Source organism: Sphingobacterium sp. (genome assembly GCF_032065005.1).
Classification (GTDB): domain Bacteria; phylum Bacteroidota; class Bacteroidia; order Sphingobacteriales; family Sphingobacteriaceae; genus Sphingobacterium.
The window spans coordinates 178782-198026 of record NZ_DAMBMM010000003.1 but is presented as its reverse complement, the minus strand read 5'-3'; the positions used below and the strand labels follow the sequence as shown (position 1 = coordinate 198026).

Here is a 19245-nt window from a genome sequence, read left to right as displayed (position 1 = left end):
CACACTGCTATTCTGAACGATCAGTGAAGAATCTGTAGACTCTTTTTTTAAAGGATGCTGTCATTCTGCACCGAAGGTGCAGGAACTGTACGCTATGTTGAACCAGGATGCCCTTCGCGTAGCTCAGGGTACTGGATGGGGGGTTCGACAGGCTCACCCACCGGATGGACCAAGATTTAAGGTTCCGCAGGAAGTTTCTTTAGCACACTGCTATTCTGAACGATCAGTGAAGAATCTGTAGACTCTTTTTTTAAAGGACGCTGTCATTCTGTACCGAAGGTACAGGAACTGTACGCAATGTTGAACCAGGATATCCATCGGCAGAGCTCAGGTTCTGGATATAAGAACAAGATAGTTGTCCAACTTTGAAAATTCTGTTGTCTATTGTCTGATGTCTGTTGTGTACCCTAAACAATATGTCTATTTTAATTTGGAATAATTCTTAACAATATTTAGATTTGTTCCAAATTAAAAGAGAGCGCATGATTTGTCCATTTGCAAATTTTGAAGAGATTTTCCAAACTGAGGATGGGGCTGTATACCAATGTAGCCGTAGGAACTGTTATTGGTTAGATTTTCAAGGGTCTACAACTGCTTTTAAGGTTAGGGACTTTTTTGCTTTTAAGAAGAGGGTAGATGCCATTGATCTGGAAATGATGCTGAGCAATTCGGCTAGAACATTTGATTTTGAGATCATTATGCCTTTCAGGACCGATAGTATCTTTGTTTTATCTGTGCAGGATATCATTAAGTTAAAGGCTGTACTTTCTGGTGCGAAATTTATGATCGAGCTGAATAGCGAAATCAAAGCCTGCCTACAGGCCAAAGCCTTGCTTGCCATTTAATATTCTTTATAATTATACTGATTCTAAATAGCTTAGCTAATATTATGGCTAATTTAGACTGAATTTGTATTACATATTTTTCCTACAATTTCTTTCGTTTAGCTTTATCTTTGTGTTAAGGAAATCGACATAAGGTTTCTTGTTATTACATAAAAAGGAAAATATATTATGAAAGATTTATTGAAATTAAAAACATCTATCTCAGAAGAGATTGAAAACATATTGAATGAACAAGTTAAAGTAGAAGCACACTCATCAGCATTGTATTTGGCAATGTCAGCTTGGTGTGATGATCAAGGCTTGGACAATGCAGCAGATTTCTTTGCTAAACAATCAGATGAAGAGCGTACTCACATGTTAAAGATCTTCAAATACATCAGCGACCGTGGTGGACGTTCTATTTCACCTGAGATCACGAATGTACCTGTTGATTTTGAATCTTTCAGAGGCGTATTCGAACAAACATTAGAGCAAGAAATGTTCGTAACAGAGCAATTCAACAAGATTGCTGACAAATGTTTCAAAGCAAAAGATTTCGTAACATTCAACTTCATTCAATGGTTCCTAGAAGAGCAAGTAGAAGAAGAATACATTGCTAGACGCATCCTGGAATTATTCGACGTAATCGGCGAAGAAGGTACAGGACGTTGGGAAATTGACCGTCATTTAGTGAAAGTAACTTTCGATGGAGAATAAAATTCTTTAAAAAGTAAAAAAAAGGGGCTAAAATCACATTTTAGCCCCTTTTTTTTATACAATTATTTTCAGTTTATACGTTTTAATAGTAAATTTCAGTTTATAGTTATTTAGTGAATTTTTAGATTGCCAATTTAGTCTATAGCTTTGTGAGAAATTACTGTTTAGGTATACTTATTATGCTTCTTACTTTTTTAGGATTTCATGAGCTCCATGCTCAAGAAGCCTTGAAGAATGTAGAAGGTGTGGTAGTTGACAGTACGGGGCTGGGACTGAAGGATGCATCGGTAAGGTTGATTAGCAATGTCGATACCATGAGCACGACCACAGATGCAAATGGTTTCTATCGATTCAGGAATGTCAAAGGAAAAAACATCAATATTTCCTATAGTATGTTGGGATACCAGATCGTAAATAAGAGTATTCCCACTACCGTATTCATCAATAAGATATTCGTACCTCGAGTGGTACTATACCCACAGTCCACATTAATTCCCGAGGTTCGGGTAGTGAAAGTCATCCCCGTCGTGGATCGAGGAGATACGATCCAATTCAATATGTCCGCATTTTCTTTTCCAGAACATTCCCTTCTTGAAGAGGCCATCAAGCAATTGCCAGGATTCCAGGTCCTGCGGGATGGTACAACCTATTATAATGGTCAATTGATTCGGGGTGTCCGAGTGGATGGCAAGAAATTCTTTGGTGGCGACCTGCTGACTGCTACGCGAAATCTCCCTTCGGAATTTGTGAAACAGGTAGAAGTCATCAATGACTATGGCGACCTTTCTATGGCAAAAGGTATTAAGACTTCAGATCCGGAAAAGATCATCAATATTATCCTAGAGGAAGATAAAAAGCGGATTACCTTTGGGCAAGGAACTATTGGGGCGGGTACACGGGACCGGTTTATCGGTAGTCTAGGGATCAATAAATTCAATGATGGTCAGGAAATGTCCATTATTGGTTCCTTGAACAATACCAATACCAGTCTGTTCCTTTTTGGTTCGCCAGATGGAGCTGGTGGTAGAAATACGGACCTTTCAGAGGTGGGAGACTTTTCTGATCCCAATGATGGCCTGAACAAATTGGGTTCGCTTGGGATTTCATTTACCGATAACCTAGGCGATAATATTACCTTGAATGGAGGCTATTCCTATCAAAGTAAGTTTAACCTAACGGAAGGAAATTCTTTGTTGACCTCTTCTTATGCAGGCTATAAGATCCACCGTTTCGAAAAGTACCAAAGCCGTTCCTATGATAACCTGCATACCTTGAATTTGGAGATGAATGCCAAGTTCAAAAATAATGATGTATTAAAGATCAATCCAAAAGTTGCCTATAATCGCGAGTATTTCTATAACCATAGAACGACGGATTTGACCAACCGAAGATTGCATGATATAGGGGAGAGACAAGATACGACCATCAATAGTAAGCCTTCGGCTGATATTTCGGTACTCTATTCCAAATACTTCCACAAACCGGGAAGAAAGCTCGTTGGGGACCTGAAGTTAAACTATCAATCATTGACCAAGGATGATGTGGTATCGGAATATTATGAAAGTTTTGATTCAACTGGTACCATTCCTACCATGACGAGTTATCGACAAAGGCAACTGGTGGATGCAAGAAATGATGTTGCCGGAGTTAAGAGTTCGCTATCTTATGTGGAGCCTTTCTATGAACATAGTTTACTGGAGATATTCCATGAAATGGACATCAATAATATTGAAGCTGTTCGGACCGTGCGGGATCCCTATTATCTAGGCGGGGAATTTGTTGATTCATTGGCCGTGAACTATGCCTACCAGTTTAGGAGCTTTAAAACGGGATTGAACTATCAATATGAACCTAACAAGAAATTTAGGGTCAATATGGGTTTTTCTGTACAACCGGTGAATCTATCCGGAAGAGTGCGAGGTGATACCACGATCTATAAATATAATAATGTGAACCTGGTACCCTCTACCACCATCCGCTATAAATTCAGCAATGACCTGGAGATCAAATTGGCCTATTTGGGAAGAAACGTACAACCGACTTTCTTACATATATCGCCAGTAAGGGACAACTCGAATTCTAGGAACATTATTATCGGTAACCCTTCATTGAAAGCTGAATTTTCCAATCAGTTTTCTACCACCTTAAGGAAGTTCGTGCCGACCCGTGGACAGTATTTTCAGACCGATTTTGCCTATACGTTTATTGCGAATAAAATCGTAACAGCAAAGAAATCATTATCCAATGAAACCATTCAGGAGACTACGTTCGAAAATACCGATGGCTATTATGATATCAAGTGGTATTATGAGTTTAATTCGCCCATATTTTCGGATGAGCTGAACATAGGGCTTTCAGGAAATGTAGATTATTATAATAACCTGTCCTATATCAACGAAATGAAGAGTACGACGCAACAGGTGTTATTTAACCAAAATGTGCAGTTTAGGTACTTGCCGAATGAATATTTTGAATCGGTTTTCAATACCAATTATTTCCTGAACCGTGCGGTTTACGAACTTCCCTACAAAAATAAGATTGCTGCCCATTCCTTTTTGTTGAGTTTGGCAGGTAGAGGCTATCTATCTGAGAATTTTGTTTTGGGTGCAGAGATGTCGCAAAAGTTCTATGATGGTTATGTGAGTGAATTGAGCGATGTAAATCCTACTATTATCAATACCTATCTAGAATATAGCTTTTTGAAAAACAAAGCTGCATTAATTAGGTTACAATGTAATGATATCATGGATCAGAACAAGAATGTTGGGGTGATGACTTCCTATGTTGGTAACGATGTATTTGAATCCAGGAACAACAGGTTGGGGCGATACTTTATGTTGACCTTTAACCTACGTTTGCAAACTTATCCGAATAAATAAATGAGAGCAGCAGTAATGACAACATTTGGAGGGCCTGAGGTCTTTCAAATTGAAGAAAGGGATGATTTAAAACCGACAGGGGATGAGCTAGTGATTGAGGTTAAGGCAGCTGGAATAAACCGCCCAGACGTCTTTCAAAGGAAGGGGCATTATCCTGCACCAGCGCATGTCATTCAGGAAATCCCAGGTTTGGAAGTTTCAGGTATCGTTAGCTCCATTGGTCCAGAGGTGCAAAGGTTCAAGGTTGGGGATGAAGTAATGGCTCTGTTGCCAGGTGTAGGTTATGCAACCCAAGCTTGCGTATCTGAAAGAGCCTGTTTGCCTAAGCCGAAAAACTTGAGTTTTGAGGAGGCAGCTTGTATACCGGAGACGGTTTATACGGTTTGGCACAATGTCTTTCAAAGGGGACGATTAATGAGGGGTGAGCGGGTCTTGATCCATGGTGGCACAGGAGGCATAGGAACCACGGCAATTCAGCTATGTAAGCAATTTGGTGCCATAGTCTATTGTACCGTAGGGTCAGAAGAAAAAAGAAAAGTAGCTTTGGATCTTGGTGCTGATATAGCCATTAATTATAAGACTGAAGATTTTGTTGATGTACTCAAACCGGAAGGTCTGGATGTGATATTGGACAGTATAGGTGGGGTATATTTCAACAAGCATATCGCATTGCTGCATGAAGAGGGAAGGTTGGTACAGATCAATGCCATGGAAGGGGGGAAAGTGGAATTAAATCTTCTGAAGCTGATGCAAAAACGGATCACGATTACGGGTTCGACCTTGAGAGGGCGAGACCTTTCGTTCAAAGGTGAGTTGACAAAAGAAATTGAAACAAATATTTTACCTCTTTTAGAAAAAGGGGAGATCAGACCACTGGTAACTAAAATCTTTCCCTTTGAGGAGGTAATTGAGGCACATCGCTATTTTGAAAGTCCAGAACAGTACGGGAAAATAGTGCTTAGAATGGATAGCTAAATACTTTTAGCGATTGGCTTTGTCAATTATTTTCCTATATTTAGAAATTGATAAAACCTATTTTTCATAAAATGAACTTAAAATTTCTTACTACAGCTTTATTGATAGGTACGACTGTCTTATCAGGTTTTGCTCAAAAAGTTGGGAAGGTTGAGAAACCGATCGATTTGGTGAGCACCTTGGTGGGTACACAATCTACTTATTTTTTATCCAGCGGTAATACGTATCCAGCGATAGCCCTGCCATGGGGGATGAACTTTTGGAGTCCCCAAACCGGAAAGATGGGCGATGGATGGATGTACACCTATACCGCAGAGAAATTGCGTGGAATAAAACAGACCCATCAGCCATCACCTTGGATGAACGATTATGGTCAATTTTCCATTATGGCGATGGTCGATAATAAGACTTTTGATCAGGACAAACGCGCGAGTTATTTTTCGCATAAGGCCGAGGTTGCCAGACCACATTACTATTCGGTGTACCTTGCTGATTATGATACGAAGGTGGAGTTGACTCCGACAGAACGTGCTTCATATTTTAGATTTACCTTTCCAAAAACAGATTCTGCTTTTGTATTGATCGATGCCTTTGATAAAGGCTCTTATGTAGAAGTTATCCCTAAGGAGAACAAAATCGTTGGTTATAGTACAAAGAACAGCGGTGGTGTACCTGAGAACTTCAAGAATTATTTCGTAATGACTTTTGATAAGCCATTTGCAAATGTTTCTACTTTCGCTGATTCAGTTTTGACTGATGGCAGGTATATGGTAAAAGCAGACCATGTGGGCGCTATTGTAGGGTTCCAGAATGCGAATGCAGGCGAACAAGTGTTGATGAAAGCTGCATCTTCTTTTATTAGTCCTGAACAGGCTGTTCAAAACTTGAAGGAGTTGGATGGTGTAACATTTGACGAACAGGTTAAAAAAGGAGAGGATATCTGGAATAAGGAATTAGGAAAGATTGAAATAGAAGGTGGAAACATTGACCAGATGCGTACTTTCTATTCTTCCCTGTACCGTTCATTATTGTTCCCTAGGATGTTCTATGAAATCAATGCACAAGGCGAGGTGGTTCACTATTCTCCGTATAACGGGAAAGTGCTGCCAGGCTATATGTTTACTGATACCGGATTTTGGGATACGTTCAGGGCCTTATTTCCATTCCTGAACTTGATGTACCCAGAGATCAATGAGAAGATGCAGGAGGGCTTGGCAAATGCTTATCGTGAAGGTGGTTGGTTGCCTGAGTGGGCGAGTCCTGGTTATAGGAATATCATGGTTGGTAACAATTCAGCTTCTGTAGTAGCTGATGCCTACATCAAAGGAGTTAGATCTAAAGATATTGAAACTTTGTATGAGGCAGTATTAAAAGGTGCCAACAATGCAGGTCCGATTACAGCCGTGGGTAGAGCAGGAGCAGAATACTATAATGAATTGGGTTATGTACCGTATGATGTGAAGATCAACGAAAATGCTGCCCGTTCTCTAGAATACTCTTATGATGACTTTGCTATCTATCAGTTGGCAAAATCATTGAACAAAGAATCAGATAAAGATTTCTACAAAAAGAGAGCTTATAACTATCAGAAATTATTTGACCCATCAACAGGATTGATGCGCGGTAAGAATAAGGATGGTTCATGGTCTACACCTTTCAATCCATTCAAATGGGGAGATGCTTTTACAGAAGGTAACAGCTGGCACTATAGCTGGTCCGTGTTCCAGGACGTTGAAGGGTTTTCTAAACTGTTAGGTGGTCATAAAGCGATGGAAATCAAATTGGATTCTGTATTTACCTTACCTCCAATTTTTGATGATAGCTATTATGGCTTCCCAATCCATGAGATCCGTGAAATGCAGATTGCCAATATGGGTCAATATGCGCATGGGAATCAGCCTATCCAACATATGATCTATTTATACAATCATGTGGGAGCACCTTGGAAAGCTCAGTATTGGATCAGGGAGACGATGAACAGAATGTATTCACCAAATCCTGACGGATACTGTGGTGATGAGGATAACGGACAGACTTCAGCCTGGTATGTGTTTTCAGCCATTGGTTTCTATCCGGTAACTCCTGCCACAGATGAATATGTGCTAGGATCACCGGTATTTGATAAGGTTACCTTGCATTTAAGCAATGGCAAGACCGTGAATATTGAGTCAAAGAACAACTCTGATCAGAACCGTTATATCCAGAACATGAAATGGAATGGTAAGAACTATACAAAGAACTATATCAATCATAGTGAATTGTTGAAAGGTGCCAATCTGCAGTTTGACATGGGTGCAGAACCAAATAAGAAAAGAGGAATCAATAAAGCTGATCTTCCATACTCCATCAGTAAGGACGATCAATAGATTGATCAATACCTAGTGAAAAAAAAGCTCCAAGATCTGTCTTGGAGCTTTTTTTAGGTTAATAGGTTGGAGAGATTAAAAAAGGCTTGAAATTAATTCAAGCCCATAAAAATTCGTTTTATCTTACCCCATACCTTAGGGCGCGCACATGTTCCTTTACTAGATGTATTCTGGTAAATTAATTGCTTTTTGGCTAGTGAAGATTAAAAATCTTCATCATCGTCATCAAAATCATCGTAGCCGCCGATCGAATCGATATCGTCTAATCCGAATTCATCATCGTCATCAAAGTCATCATCATCGTCATCAGGACCGTTGAAGTTGAGCACTCTTTCATCAACCTTTACATCTGTTTCAATTGCTTGCATTGTAGCCATGTTGTTTATTATGATATTTTTCTTTTGTTATGTAAAATTATAGAAGAAAATTCAATTGATAAATTTTTTTTAAAAATAATTAAAACAAAGTGAATCCTACTCAATAATGATTTAATCGACGATTTCACCGATACTGTTCTCTTCAGCTACAATATCTTTAAGCTGAGGGAGATCCTTGGTGCTGGATAGCCCAAAGTGGTTCATGAACTCGCCGCTGGTCGCATATAGCAGGGGCTTTCCAATGCTGTTCGCCTTTCCTGCAATCTGTATCAAGCCTTTATCCAAAAGCCTTTGAATGGAATAATCACAGTTCACACCGCGGATCTGTTCGACTTCCAATTTGGTAATCGGTTGCCTATAGGCGATGATTGCCAAGGTTTCCAACGCTGATTGGCTCAGTTTCTTTCTTTCTTTATGGATTTGAAGCTGATTGATCGCATCGTGGTAGGCCGGCTTTGTCAAGAACTGCAATTGATCATTGATGGATACCAATGCTAGGGGATAGTCTTCGGATTCATACTTAGCCTTAAGTTTTCCAATAAACTCAGCTAATTCCACTTTACTGATCTCAATGGCCAAGGCTTCCTGTAAAATTTCACGCAGGTCTTTCTGGCTTATTCCCTCGGAAGATGCAAAGATGATAGCTTCTATATTTAATATTATGTCTTTCAAAACGATGCTTAATAATTAATAACCTGTTCTTCCATCTGTTCTGGTAAATCCCTGAACTTATAGGTCTGTGTCCTTAGTTGAGGTTCAAATCCAGCTTCAATGATTGCATCCTGAATGGATTTTGAAGTGAACCTGTGCGGAGCACCGGCAGCGGAAACAACATTCTCCTCGATCATGATGGAACCAAAGTCGTTAGCACCCGAATGAAGACAGATTTGAGCAGTCTGCTTACCGACAGTTAACCAAGAAGCTTGGATGTTTTTGACGTTAGGGAGCATAATCCTGCTTAGAGCGATCATCCTGATGTATTCATCTGCCGTTACGTCATTGGTGATGCCACGAAGGCGTTTCAACAAGGTGCCGTCATCCTGGAATGGCCAAGGGATAAAGGCGATGAATCCATAGGCATCGGCAGGTTTTTCGCTTTGTACCTCACGGATCCACACCAAATGCTCAAAGCGCTCCTCGATGGTTTCAATATGACCGAACATCATGGTCGCTGAAGTCGGCAAGTTGATTTTATGGGCGGCACGCATGACATCCAACCATTCCTGTCCGCCACATTTACCTTTAGAGATTAATCTGCGTACGCGGTCATTCAATATTTCTGCACCAGCACCTGGCAAGGAGTCAAGACCGGCCTCTTTCATGGCTGTTAGGACTTCAAGATGGCTCATGCCTTCCAATTTTGCAACGTGTGCTATTTCGGGAGGGCCTAAGGAGTGCAGCTTGAGGGTTGGGTAAAGTTCTTTTAATTGTTTGAATAGGTTGGTGTAGAAACTCAATCCTAGATCAGGGTGATGTCCACCTTGCAACAGCAATTGATCACCACCATAGCGGAAAGTTTCTTCGATTTTCTGCTTATAGGTTTCAATGTCCGTAATGTAACTTTCTTCATGGCCTGGGCGTCTGAAGAAATTACAGAATTTGCAGTTTGCGATACATACGTTGGTCGTATTCACGTTCCTGTCAATCTGCCAAGTTACCTTACCATGGGGAACCTGAATCTTACGCAGTTCGTTGGCTACAAAAGCAAGGTCTGCCGTTGCCGCTTCTTTATATAAGAAAATGCCTTCTTCTTTTGTCAAGAAGTCAAAGTTCAAGGCACGTTCTAACAGTTTGTTTACATTCATGTAATAACAAAGATACGGAGCTTTTTATGAAATCGGAAGATGTAAAATAGAATTGAAATGGATTAAAATTAACCTAAATAACACCTAATCAATTTGTTGCTTGAAAGGAAGTGCTTGTTCAGGTAATCAAATTAATTTTTAGAATAAATTTTGCAATACAAAAACTTATAAATCAGTTAGTTGTTTTAATAATAAGCTTACATTTATTTTACTTACAGTTTACCGTTTTATAATAAAGTAGCGTTGAAAATTCATATATTTAAGTACACTACAAAGGAGGTCATTGATGAGCCACGACATTATCCATATTGAACGTACATACCCAATTTCTACAGCTGCATTATGGCAAGCTATGACCGATAAGCAAAAGTTAAAGGACTGGTTCTTTGATATCCCTAATTTTAGCACGGAGGTTGGTGCCCAATTTGAGTTTTCAAAGGTCGAAAGACGGGAAAAGGATTTTCACCAATGCCAGGTTTTGGAGGTAAAGCCGGAGGAGCTATTTAAGTTTACTTGGCGCCACCCAAAGCAAACCAAGGGGAATTCCGTTATTACTTGGAGGTTTATTCCAAGGAGGGGAGCAACCACTTTGCATTTGACCCATGAAGGTCTGGAACATTTCAGAGATGCCGGAGAGCAATTTTCCCAAGAACGTTTTGAGTCGGGTTGGGAGAGGATCTTGGGTGATTCACTAACAAAATTTATCGAAAAATTGTGACATAGGGTTTTGTCATAACCCTTTGAATATCATTTTTCTACTTTTTAATTAATGAATTCTTGCTGCTATTAATAGCATTGGGAATTCATTTTTTTTTTACATTTAGTTTTGAAACCTATTCTATTCGTTCACGGATCTAAAGATTTATATGAAGAAAATTTTCTCCAGTTTATATGTCCAAGTCATATTAGGTATCCTTATCGGTATTTTATGCGGAGTGTTCTATCCTGATTTTGCTGTTAAACTAAAGCCTCTAGGTGATGGATTCATTAAACTGATCAAGATGATCATCGCCCCGTTGATCTTTAGTTCCATCGTAATCGGTATCGCAGGAATGCAGGATATCAAGAAAGTGGGAAAGATTGGTTTGAGTTCCTTGATCTATTTTGAGATCATGACCACTATAGCCCTGATCATCGGGTTGCTGTTTGTGAACCTGATCCAGCCTGGTACGGGGATGAACGTTGATCCAAAGACTTTAGATCCTTCAGCCGTTTCCCATTATATACAGGAGTCCAAGGAACATAATAGCGTAATGGATTTTATCCTGAGCATTATTCCCAATAATGTTATAGCTGCCGTCGCATCGGATAATCTCCTCCAAGTGCTGTTGTTTGCCGTGTTGTTTGGAATTGGGCTGACCAAAATTGGTGAAAAGGCTTCAGCCCCAGTGATCGATGTCCTGCAATCCTTTTTAAAGGGTTTATTTGCAGTTATTAAGATGATCATGTATTTGGCACCGATTGGTGCAATGGGGGCGATGGGCTTTACCATTGGAAAGTATGGGATCGAAGCATTGTCCTCCTTAGGGTTATTGATGCTCAGTTTTTATGGCACCTGTATCGTGTTTATTGTTGGGGTGATTGGTGCCGTGCTCTATTTTTATGTAAATGTCAATATCTTCAAACTGCTAAAGTACATTAAAGAAGAGTTATTGATTGTTTTGGGTACTTCATCGTCTGAATCAGCTTTACCTGGCCTGATGCAAAAGTTGGAGGATGCAGGATGTTCCAAGCCGATCGTTGGTTTAGTTATTCCTACGGGTTATTCCTTCAACCTGGATGGTACCTGTATCTATCTGACCATGGCCGCTGTGTTTATTTCCCAGGCTCTTAATATGCACCTCAATCTAGAACAGGAAATCACCCTGCTCTTGGTTCTCCTATTAACTTCTAAGGGTGCCGCTGGTGTTACCGGAAGTGGTTTTGTAACCCTTGCCGCAACATTGCCTGTTGTGGGGCATATCCCTGTTGAGGCTGTAGGTTTGATCTTGGGGATTGATCGTTTTATGAGCGAGGCCAGGGCCTTGACCAATATCATTGGAAATGCTACTGCTACCATAGTGGTCGCCAAATATGAAAAGGGCTTGGATGAAGACCTCCTCCATGAAAAGCTTGGTTCTGCGCATGCAGAAATTAAATAAGTTTTGGAATCGCCTCATAAGGGCGATTTTTTTATTTAAATAATTTCATAAATCACAGCACGAAAACTAAAAAAGTAAAACATTAGCCTCCATTTATTGGTTAGAGTAATATTCCAAGTTGTTACTGTAACACAGTTTAAGATTTTTATTTATATGGATTTAAAGTCTAATGAACCTTTTTGGTTGGTCAAGAATGGAATTATTTCATCTTATCCTTCCTTGAGAAATGATTTAGCATGCGATGTTCTGGTCGTTGGGGCTGGAATAACAGGTAGTCTGATAGCACACCAATGCGTGGAGCTCGGTTATGAAACGGTCGTGATCGATAAAAGAGAAGTCGTAAATGGGAGCTCATCGGCAACTACTTCCATGTTGCAATATGAGATTGATACTCCCTTGTATCAATTGATTGATATGGTGGGAAAGGAGGGTGCTGTAGAAAGTTATAAGGCCTGTTGTGAATCCATTGATAAATTAGGGAAAATCGCGTCGAAGATTAAATCGGAAGCAGGTTTTAAAAAGAAATTATCCCTGTACTATGCCTGTCGAAAGAAAGATATTTCTTGGTTGAAAAAGGAATTTGAAGCCAGAAAGGAAGCTGGTTTTGATGTGAGCTGGTTGGAGAAGGAAGAGATAGAGAAAAAGTTGGAAATCAAAGATTCGCATGGAGGGATTCTTTCCAAGCATGGCGGAAGTGTCGATGCCTTCCGTCTTGCTCATGATTTATTGCAGTACGATCAAAAAAGAGGGTTAAAGATTTTTGATAAGAACGAACTCGTGAAAGTGGAAGAGAAAAAGGGATTCAACCTTGTTCACTTGGATACCAAGGCTAAGATAAAGGCCAAGCATATCATCTATTGCATTGGTTATGAAAGTGCCAATCTGATCAAGGAGAAGTTTGTCGATCTCCTGAGTACCTATGCCATCGTTTCGGAGGTAAATCAAAAGTTATATGAAAAATACAATGATTACCTGATCTGGAATACTTCAGATCCCTACTTATATATGCGGACCACTGATGATGGTCGGTTTTTAATAGGAGGTGAGGATGAGGAGTTCAGAAACCCTCAGAAGAGAGATGAGCTATTGGGTGAAAAATCATTGAAATTGGAAAAGGACTTTAATAAGGTCTTTGAGGATAAGTCTTTTGTGACTGATTTTACCTGGGCAGGGACGTTCGGCGAGACCAAAGATGGTCTGCCCTATATTGGTACTCATCCGGATTTTAAACGGTCATATTTTGTCTTAGGCTTTGGAGGGAATGGAATTACCTTCTCGGTAACAGGGATGGAAATGGTCTCTGATTGGTTAAAAGGAAAAAAACATAAACTGTCATCATACTTCGCTTTTGGAAGATAAATGTCTAATTAAAATTATAATACCATGAAAAAAAGAAAGAATACTGATGCACCTCATATTGACAGCCATCTGGTTGACAATATGAACAAAGTGATGACCACGAATGACGGGGTGCCTGTTTATGACAATAATAATACGCTAAAGGTAGGAGATAGAGGACCGTCTTTACAGCAGGATCATATCTTTTTTGATAAGCTCATGCACTTTGATAGGGAACGGATACCGGAAAGGGTGGTTCATGCCCGTGGTTCAGGTGCTCATGGGTATTTTGAAGCGACCGCGGATATGAGCGAATATACTTCGGCTGACTTTCTCAAAAAAGGGACAATTACTCCATTGTTTGTAAGGTTTTCAACGGTTGCTGGATTTAAGGGTTCAACAGATCTAGCAAGGGATGTGAGGGGTTTTTCTGTTAAGTTCTATACCCAAGAGGGGAACTATGATTTGGTCGGGAACAGTATTCCTGTTTTCTTTATCCAGGATGCGATGAACTTCCCAGATGTCATCCACGCCGTAAAGCCTGAACCCAACAATGAGATTCCTCAAGCGGCATCCGCGCATGATACCTTTTGGGATTTTATCTCTTTGATGCCCGAGTCCGCTCATATGTCTTTATGGGTGATGTCTGATCGAGCAATTCCAAGAAGCCTTCGGATGATCGAGGGGTTTGGAGTGCATACCTTTAAATTTATCAATTCTGCCGGTAAAGCTACTTTCGTGAAATTTCATTGGAAACCTAAATTAGGAGTGCATTCTGTAGCGTGGAATGAAGCCCAGAAGATTTCAGGTTTTGATGCTGACTTTCACCGCAGGGATCTTTGGGAAGCCATTGAAAATGGACAGTTCCCACAATGGGATCTAGGTGTTCAATTGATTCCAGAAGAAGATGAAATGAAGTTTTCATTCGACATCTTAGATCCAACGAAAATAATTCCTGAAGAATTGGTGCCAGTAAAGATCATTGGAACCATGACCCTGAACCGTAATCCTGAAAACTTCTTTGCAGAAACAGAACAAGCTGCATTTGACCCAGGAAGAGTAGTTCCAGGGATTGATTTCTCAGATGACCCACTATTGCAAGGAAGGATCTTCTCCTATATGGATACGCAGAACTATAGGCTAGGCGGTCCAAATTTCCATGAACTGCCAATCAATAGGCCTATCAATGGAAAGCACAATAACCAAAAAGATGGGTTTGCGAGGATGGATATCTTGAAAGGTAATTCGAGTTATTTTCCAAATAGCCAAGGAAATGGTTGCCCATTTCAAGCCATGATGAAAGGAGAGGTGGGCTATCAGACTGGTAAGCAGCAAGTAGATGGAAAGAAAGTAAGAGCAAGGTCCAATTCCTTCGCAGATCATTTTACACAAGCTAGGTTGTTCTTTCATTCCTTGAGTCCAGAAGAACAGACGCACATGATAAATGCCTTCAGTTTTGAATTGTCTAAAGTCAATAAGGAAGATATCCGTAAAAGGGAATTGGCTATCCTTTATCAAGTTGAGCCAGCCCTTGCTAATGCTATCGGTAAGAACCTTGGATTGAAGCCTTCGAAAACTTTAGATCCATTGACGGTAAAGTTTGCGAAACAAAATCATCCAAACTATCCAATTCAGCCTAATAAACCAGAAGTAGAAAAGTCTGCATTCCTGAGCATGAAAGTCAAGGGCGATGAAGGTACGATAGCAAGTAGAAAGATTGCTTTTTTGGTTGATGATGGCGTGAGTAAGAAGTCGGCGGATAAAATGCGTAAAGCACTGATGAAAGAAGGAGCAATGGCTGTATTGGTTTCCTCGCATGTAGGAAATCTTAGGTATAAGGAAGGCGAAACGGAAGAAGTACAGCATTCTTACCTGACGGATTCTTCGGTTTGCTTTGATGGTTTTTATACTCCAGATGGGGACCATATTGATAAACTTGGTCAAAACCCCGATTACCTTCAATTTGTAAATGAGGGCTATAGACATTGTAAGGCTTTGGCCTTTGCAAAAGATGCAGAGAAACTCATAGGGAAATCTTTTATTGAAAAAGATGCAGCAGTAAATTGTGAATCTGCGGGAGCTAATTGGATCAATGATTTTATACATTCATTGAAAAAGCATAGAATCTGGGAAAGGGAGAACAGCAGGAAAGTTCCTTCCTAAAAAAATTAAAAGAGGCCAACTTTTTACAGTCGGCCTCTTTCTTTAAAAAGTTATCTTCTTTTTTTCTTTTTATAACTCACGTCATAATCGAAAATAAAATAACCTTTTTTGTATAATTATAAACGCTCTAGTATTTGGAATATTGTGTATTCATTAACTTTTTTTTAATATTATTTTAATAATGCCCTCTGTGATGTATTAAGCAGGCTTTTTTAATCAAAAAATATTTTAAAAATCTTTCATAAAATAGAAAAGGTTGACATTTTTCGATTGTCAACCTTTTCACTTAAAAAGTTATCTTAACTTTTTCTTCTTGAAACTAATGTCTCAATGCTTTTAAAATAACCTCTCTTGTATAATGATAACGCTATTGTTTCCAGGATATTGTGTGAATGTTAAATATTTGTTTTCAAGATATTGACTGTTTAGGAATGTGTCCTTAAAAAATAGGGAGAAAATAATGAATTGCTCATTAAACCGTTTTACATTTGTGAGGTCTTATTAAAAACTGATGAAAAACAGAATGAAAAAAAACTATTTTAACAGGGCATTGTTACTGTTTAATACTTTTAAGAATAGAAAATTAACAAACGAAGATATAGAGATCGCTGAAGGTAAAGCTCAGCATTTAGATGGCAAAACCAATGAATTCAAACTATTGATATCGATGATAAAGGATACTTTTTCCGGTCGATACAAGATGAACAAATGGAATATGTCCATTATTGTGGGGACTATCGTCTATGTTATTTCCCCAATAGATGCTATTCCAGATATTATCCCTGTGTTGGGATGGTTGGATGATGCTTCCATCGTTGGCTTTGCAATTTCAAAGTTAGCAGATGAGGTAGATCGCTATAGAAAGTTCCAGAAAACTGGAATTAGCACAGTAAATTAGGTCAAGTAAAGTATAAGTTAGGGATAGGTGTTAATGAAAATTAACGCCTATTTTGTTTATCTGGTTAATTAATTATTGTTTTAGGCCTTTGCAATTAATAATAATTATATTGGCTGAAATTAAAACCTAAATTATGAAGCATACCATCATTGCAATTATTTTATTATTCAATTTGCAGCTTGCTTTCTCACAAGGAGATGTAAAATCTAAGTTAGATGACCTTATTAAGGAGTATTATCCCAAGGATAGTGATCCGGGAATCGTACTTCAAGTTTATGATAATAACAATAAAACTATTTATGCAAAAGGGCAGGGCATTGCTGATTTAAAAAGCGGAAGGAAGATTGATGTCCAAACAAACTTCAGAATGGCATCGGTCAGCAAACAGGTTACGGCAGCTGCTATCTATCAGTTGATTAAGGAAAACAAAATAGATGTTAATACTTCAAAGTTGAGCGATTTCTTCCCAAATCTTAAAGGAGAAATCAGGAATGCGACAGTTCCTCAACTCTTGAACCATAGTTCTGGGATTGTTGACTATGAAGAGATCATTCCTAAAGGTCTGAAGGAACAATTACGTGATTCGGATGTGCTTAAATTAATCGAGCCTATTGATCGAGTATATTTCAGTCCAGGAACTAAGTTCCGTTATAGCAACACGGCCTATTGCCTTATGGCTTTGATCGTGGAGAAAGTATCTGGACAAGGCTTTAGCGAATATGTATGGGATCATTTCTTTGAGCCATTGAATATGCAGAATTCCTTGGTCTATAATCCTGAAGACGAAATCAAGGATAGAGCCTATGGTTATCATTTGAAGGATAATGAGTTTGTTTTTGCAGATCAGAGCCTTACCAGTGCTACAAAGGGAGATGGTGGGGTATATACCTCCGCGAATGAATATAAACTTTGGAACCAAGCATTCATTAAATCAATGGAAGAGGGTTCAAGGTTTAACGAATTTTTTGAAAAAAACCTCATCGCTATAAATAAGGACTGTTCCTATAGTATGGGAAAGTTTGTAGCCACCGATCAATTTGGGAATAGTGTATTTTTCCATACCGGAGAAAGTACAGGTTTCAATAATTTGGTGATGAGCATTCCTTCTAGAGACATCAATATCAGTCTTTTTACCAATAGAGATGACAAGAAAATCAATCCTTTTATTGAAGAGCTATTAAATATCTTGGATATAAAATTGATGCAACAGGAGAAAAAGCCAGTATTCAAATGGTTAAGTGAAACCTATGCCAACGAGCATTAATCATATTCCTTAACATTTGCGATCTTGATCTGATTATTGTCTAGCACGAGTTTAATGTCACGGTGGTAGTCCGTTTGCAATTTGCAATCTGATATAATCAGCTTTAAGTTCAATTCTGAAGCATTTTCATCCATGAGGTCGCAGCTCGAAACCTTGATTTCACCCCAGTCTTGACCAGAGATCAAAAATCCTTGTCCTAGACTAGCTGTATCGATGTCGAATTTATTGCCCCATTTTTGGTTCAGTTCAAATTTGGTGATGCTGCTGTCTATATCCAATCCGGTATTCATGGCATCGACCTTAAAGTTGTAATAGTCCTCGGTGGTCAACAATTTCATTTTATCGAAGCCACTATCTTTTACAAAATAGCTTTCAATACTATATTTTAGCCATTTACAGCCAGCTTCTTTTCCGATGGGGTTCTTATCGAATTCAAGATTGGCAAGCGTATCTAAGGGATCTTGTTTTGACTGTTGGGTATCATTGCTACAAGCCATGGCCCCCAACATTAAGGCAAAGAAAAAATATCTTTTCATACCGTTAATAATTAGTACAATAAAAATAGATAATATTCTTGAATAAAAACCGAACTCTATTTAAATGGAAATTGCCATGCTGCTGATTCTCTTGATCTTATCAGAGCCAGCAGATGAAAACTCATAGAAGTCATGAAAGGCTATTTTCTCGGTATTAAAACAAAGAATTCCGCTTGCCGCCGCATGTTTTCCATGGCTAATGATCTGTTTAAGTTCCAAGGAATTGGCCTTGGAACTTTTTATTTTTTTTAGATATTCGACTACAGCCTCATAGCCTGATATGGTTTTATCCCCGATCATTTCCCATTCGATATCCTTATGGAACTGTTCCGAGAGTGCCTTTACGTCACCTTTCGCAAAGGCAATATTCAGGTCCCTGATGATTCTTCGCTTTGGAGCATTATCACAGTCCTGAGGAGTAATTAACTTCATCTTAACTATTTTTCTAGAATCTCTTTTAAATGGCTCAATCCTGCATCAAAATCCTTGTTCATATCAAAGAACAAGCCCATGACATTGAAAGGGTATGGCATTTTACCATCAATTTCCCAAATAACTTTTGAGCTTTCCGGATTGATCGCATCGACTTGCATAAAAGATTTATTGGCGTCTCCGGTTCCGTTAAAGAACAAGTCCATTTCAATTCTTCCAGCAGTAGAGTCCACCAAGGTCAGCACTTGTTTTCCATCACCAACTTTTTTGCTTTTCCAAGTGTAGACAAAGCCTGGCGTCCCGTCGGTTCCTTCATAATGACGCTCAATATTCGGATCCTGTCTGGACCAATTGTCGTAATTTCCTTGATTCCTCATCAGTTTCACATACTCAAAGACCTCTGATTTCGGTTTGTTGATGCTGATCTCACTACCAGCATGGAAATCCTTAGGGACAAAAGCCGCAATGATCAGAATTAATGCAACTATACCTAGTACAGTCAATAAAAAATACTTTAAAAATTTCATTTG

At 39.1% G+C, this 19245-nt stretch carries 18 protein-coding genes; 12 read left to right on the top strand and 6 right to left on the bottom strand.

The window, feature by feature from the left end; translation table 11 throughout:
• Positions 1-76: 76 nt before the first annotated feature.
• The 6 genes from RT138_RS06135 to RT138_RS06110 all read left to right on the top strand — a co-directional run bounded on the left by RT138_RS06135 (position 77) and on the right by RT138_RS06110 (position 7761).
• A complete protein-coding gene (locus RT138_RS06135; protein ID WP_313190013.1) occupies positions 77-241 on the top strand; it encodes a hypothetical protein in 165 nt (54 codons plus the stop codon).
• Between the two features lie 241 nt (positions 242-482).
• Positions 483-845, top strand: coding sequence for a DUF6686 family protein (locus RT138_RS06130; protein WP_313190012.1), 363 nt, complete (start codon positions 483-485; stop codon positions 843-845).
• Positions 846-1013: 168 nt separating this feature from the next.
• Complete coding sequence (locus RT138_RS06125; RefSeq protein WP_185211946.1) at positions 1014-1541, top strand: ferritin; 528 nt, start codon at positions 1014-1016, stop codon at positions 1539-1541.
• 179 nt (positions 1542-1720) lie between these two features.
• Positions 1721-4420 (top strand): TonB-dependent receptor, encoded by a 2700-nt coding sequence (locus RT138_RS06120; RefSeq protein WP_313190011.1) that lies wholly within the window; start codon positions 1721-1723, stop codon positions 4418-4420.
• Entirely contained in the window at positions 4421-5395 is a 975-nt protein-coding gene (locus RT138_RS06115) for an NAD(P)H-quinone oxidoreductase (RefSeq protein ID WP_313190010.1), read from the top strand.
• 71 nt (positions 5396-5466) lie between these two features.
• Positions 5467-7761 carry a GH92 family glycosyl hydrolase gene (locus RT138_RS06110; protein ID WP_313190009.1) on the top strand — a complete coding sequence of 765 codons (2295 nt, stop codon included), beginning with the start codon at positions 5467-5469 and terminating at the stop codon, positions 7759-7761.
• A 203-nt stretch (positions 7762-7964) separates the two neighbouring features.
• Here RT138_RS06110 and RT138_RS06105 read toward each other — a convergent pair whose 3' ends face one another.
• The 3 genes from RT138_RS06105 to RT138_RS06095 all read right to left on the bottom strand — a co-directional run bounded on the left by RT138_RS06105 (position 7965) and on the right by RT138_RS06095 (position 9943).
• Positions 7965-8138 (bottom strand): hypothetical protein, encoded by a 174-nt coding sequence (locus tag RT138_RS06105; protein ID WP_185218788.1) that lies wholly within the window; start codon positions 8136-8138, stop codon positions 7965-7967.
• A 111-nt stretch (positions 8139-8249) separates the two neighbouring features.
• Entirely contained in the window at positions 8250-8810 is a 561-nt protein-coding gene (scpB, locus tag RT138_RS06100) for an SMC-Scp complex subunit ScpB (protein ID WP_185211951.1), read from the bottom strand.
• Between the two features lie 8 nt (positions 8811-8818).
• Positions 8819-9943: a CofH family radical SAM protein gene (locus RT138_RS06095; RefSeq protein ID WP_313190008.1), complete on the bottom strand. Its 1125-nt coding sequence runs from the start codon at positions 9941-9943 to the stop codon at positions 8819-8821.
• Between the two features lie 286 nt (positions 9944-10229).
• Here RT138_RS06095 and RT138_RS06090 point away from each other — a divergent pair, with 286 nt between their 5' ends.
• The 6 genes from RT138_RS06090 (at position 10230) to RT138_RS06065 (ending at position 17747) form a co-directional block, all read left to right on the top strand.
• The gene (locus RT138_RS06090; protein WP_313190007.1) at positions 10230-10661 is read left to right on the top strand and encodes an SRPBCC domain-containing protein; all 432 of its coding nucleotides are present in this window, start codon (positions 10230-10232) and stop codon (positions 10659-10661) included.
• A gap of 148 nt (positions 10662-10809) precedes the next feature.
• Positions 10810-12084, top strand: a complete 1275-nt coding sequence (gene dctA, locus RT138_RS06085; RefSeq protein ID WP_313190006.1) for a C4-dicarboxylate transporter DctA — start codon at positions 10810-10812, stop codon at positions 12082-12084.
• Between the two features lie 153 nt (positions 12085-12237).
• The gene (locus RT138_RS06080) at positions 12238-13443 is read left to right on the top strand and encodes an FAD-binding oxidoreductase (RefSeq protein ID WP_313190005.1); all 1206 of its coding nucleotides are present in this window, start codon (positions 12238-12240) and stop codon (positions 13441-13443) included.
• A gap of 24 nt (positions 13444-13467) precedes the next feature.
• Positions 13468-15585: a catalase gene (locus RT138_RS06075; protein ID WP_313190004.1), complete on the top strand. Its 2118-nt coding sequence runs from the start codon at positions 13468-13470 to the stop codon at positions 15583-15585.
• A gap of 523 nt (positions 15586-16108) precedes the next feature.
• Complete coding sequence (locus RT138_RS06070) at positions 16109-16483, top strand: YkvA family protein (RefSeq protein ID WP_313190003.1); 375 nt, start codon at positions 16109-16111, stop codon at positions 16481-16483.
• Positions 16484-16616: 133 nt separating this feature from the next.
• Positions 16617-17747: a serine hydrolase domain-containing protein gene (locus RT138_RS06065; RefSeq protein ID WP_313190002.1), complete on the top strand. Its 1131-nt coding sequence runs from the start codon at positions 16617-16619 to the stop codon at positions 17745-17747.
• Here the strand turns inward: RT138_RS06065 and RT138_RS06060 are convergent.
• Genes RT138_RS06060 through RT138_RS06050 form a run of 3 tightly spaced genes read right to left on the bottom strand, consistent with a single transcriptional unit; the run spans position 17744 to position 19242 of the window.
• Positions 17744-18283 (bottom strand): hypothetical protein, encoded by a 540-nt coding sequence (locus RT138_RS06060; RefSeq protein ID WP_313190001.1) that lies wholly within the window; start codon positions 18281-18283, stop codon positions 17744-17746. The genes RT138_RS06065 and RT138_RS06060 overlap by 4 nt on opposite strands.
• Positions 18284-18343: 60 nt before the next feature.
• Positions 18344-18715 (bottom strand): nuclear transport factor 2 family protein, encoded by a 372-nt coding sequence (locus RT138_RS06055; RefSeq protein WP_313190000.1) that lies wholly within the window; start codon positions 18713-18715, stop codon positions 18344-18346.
• A 5-nt stretch (positions 18716-18720) separates the two neighbouring features.
• The gene (locus RT138_RS06050; RefSeq protein WP_313189999.1) at positions 18721-19242 is read right to left on the bottom strand and encodes an SRPBCC family protein; all 522 of its coding nucleotides are present in this window, start codon (positions 19240-19242) and stop codon (positions 18721-18723) included.
• Positions 19243-19245: the final 3 nt, after the last annotated feature.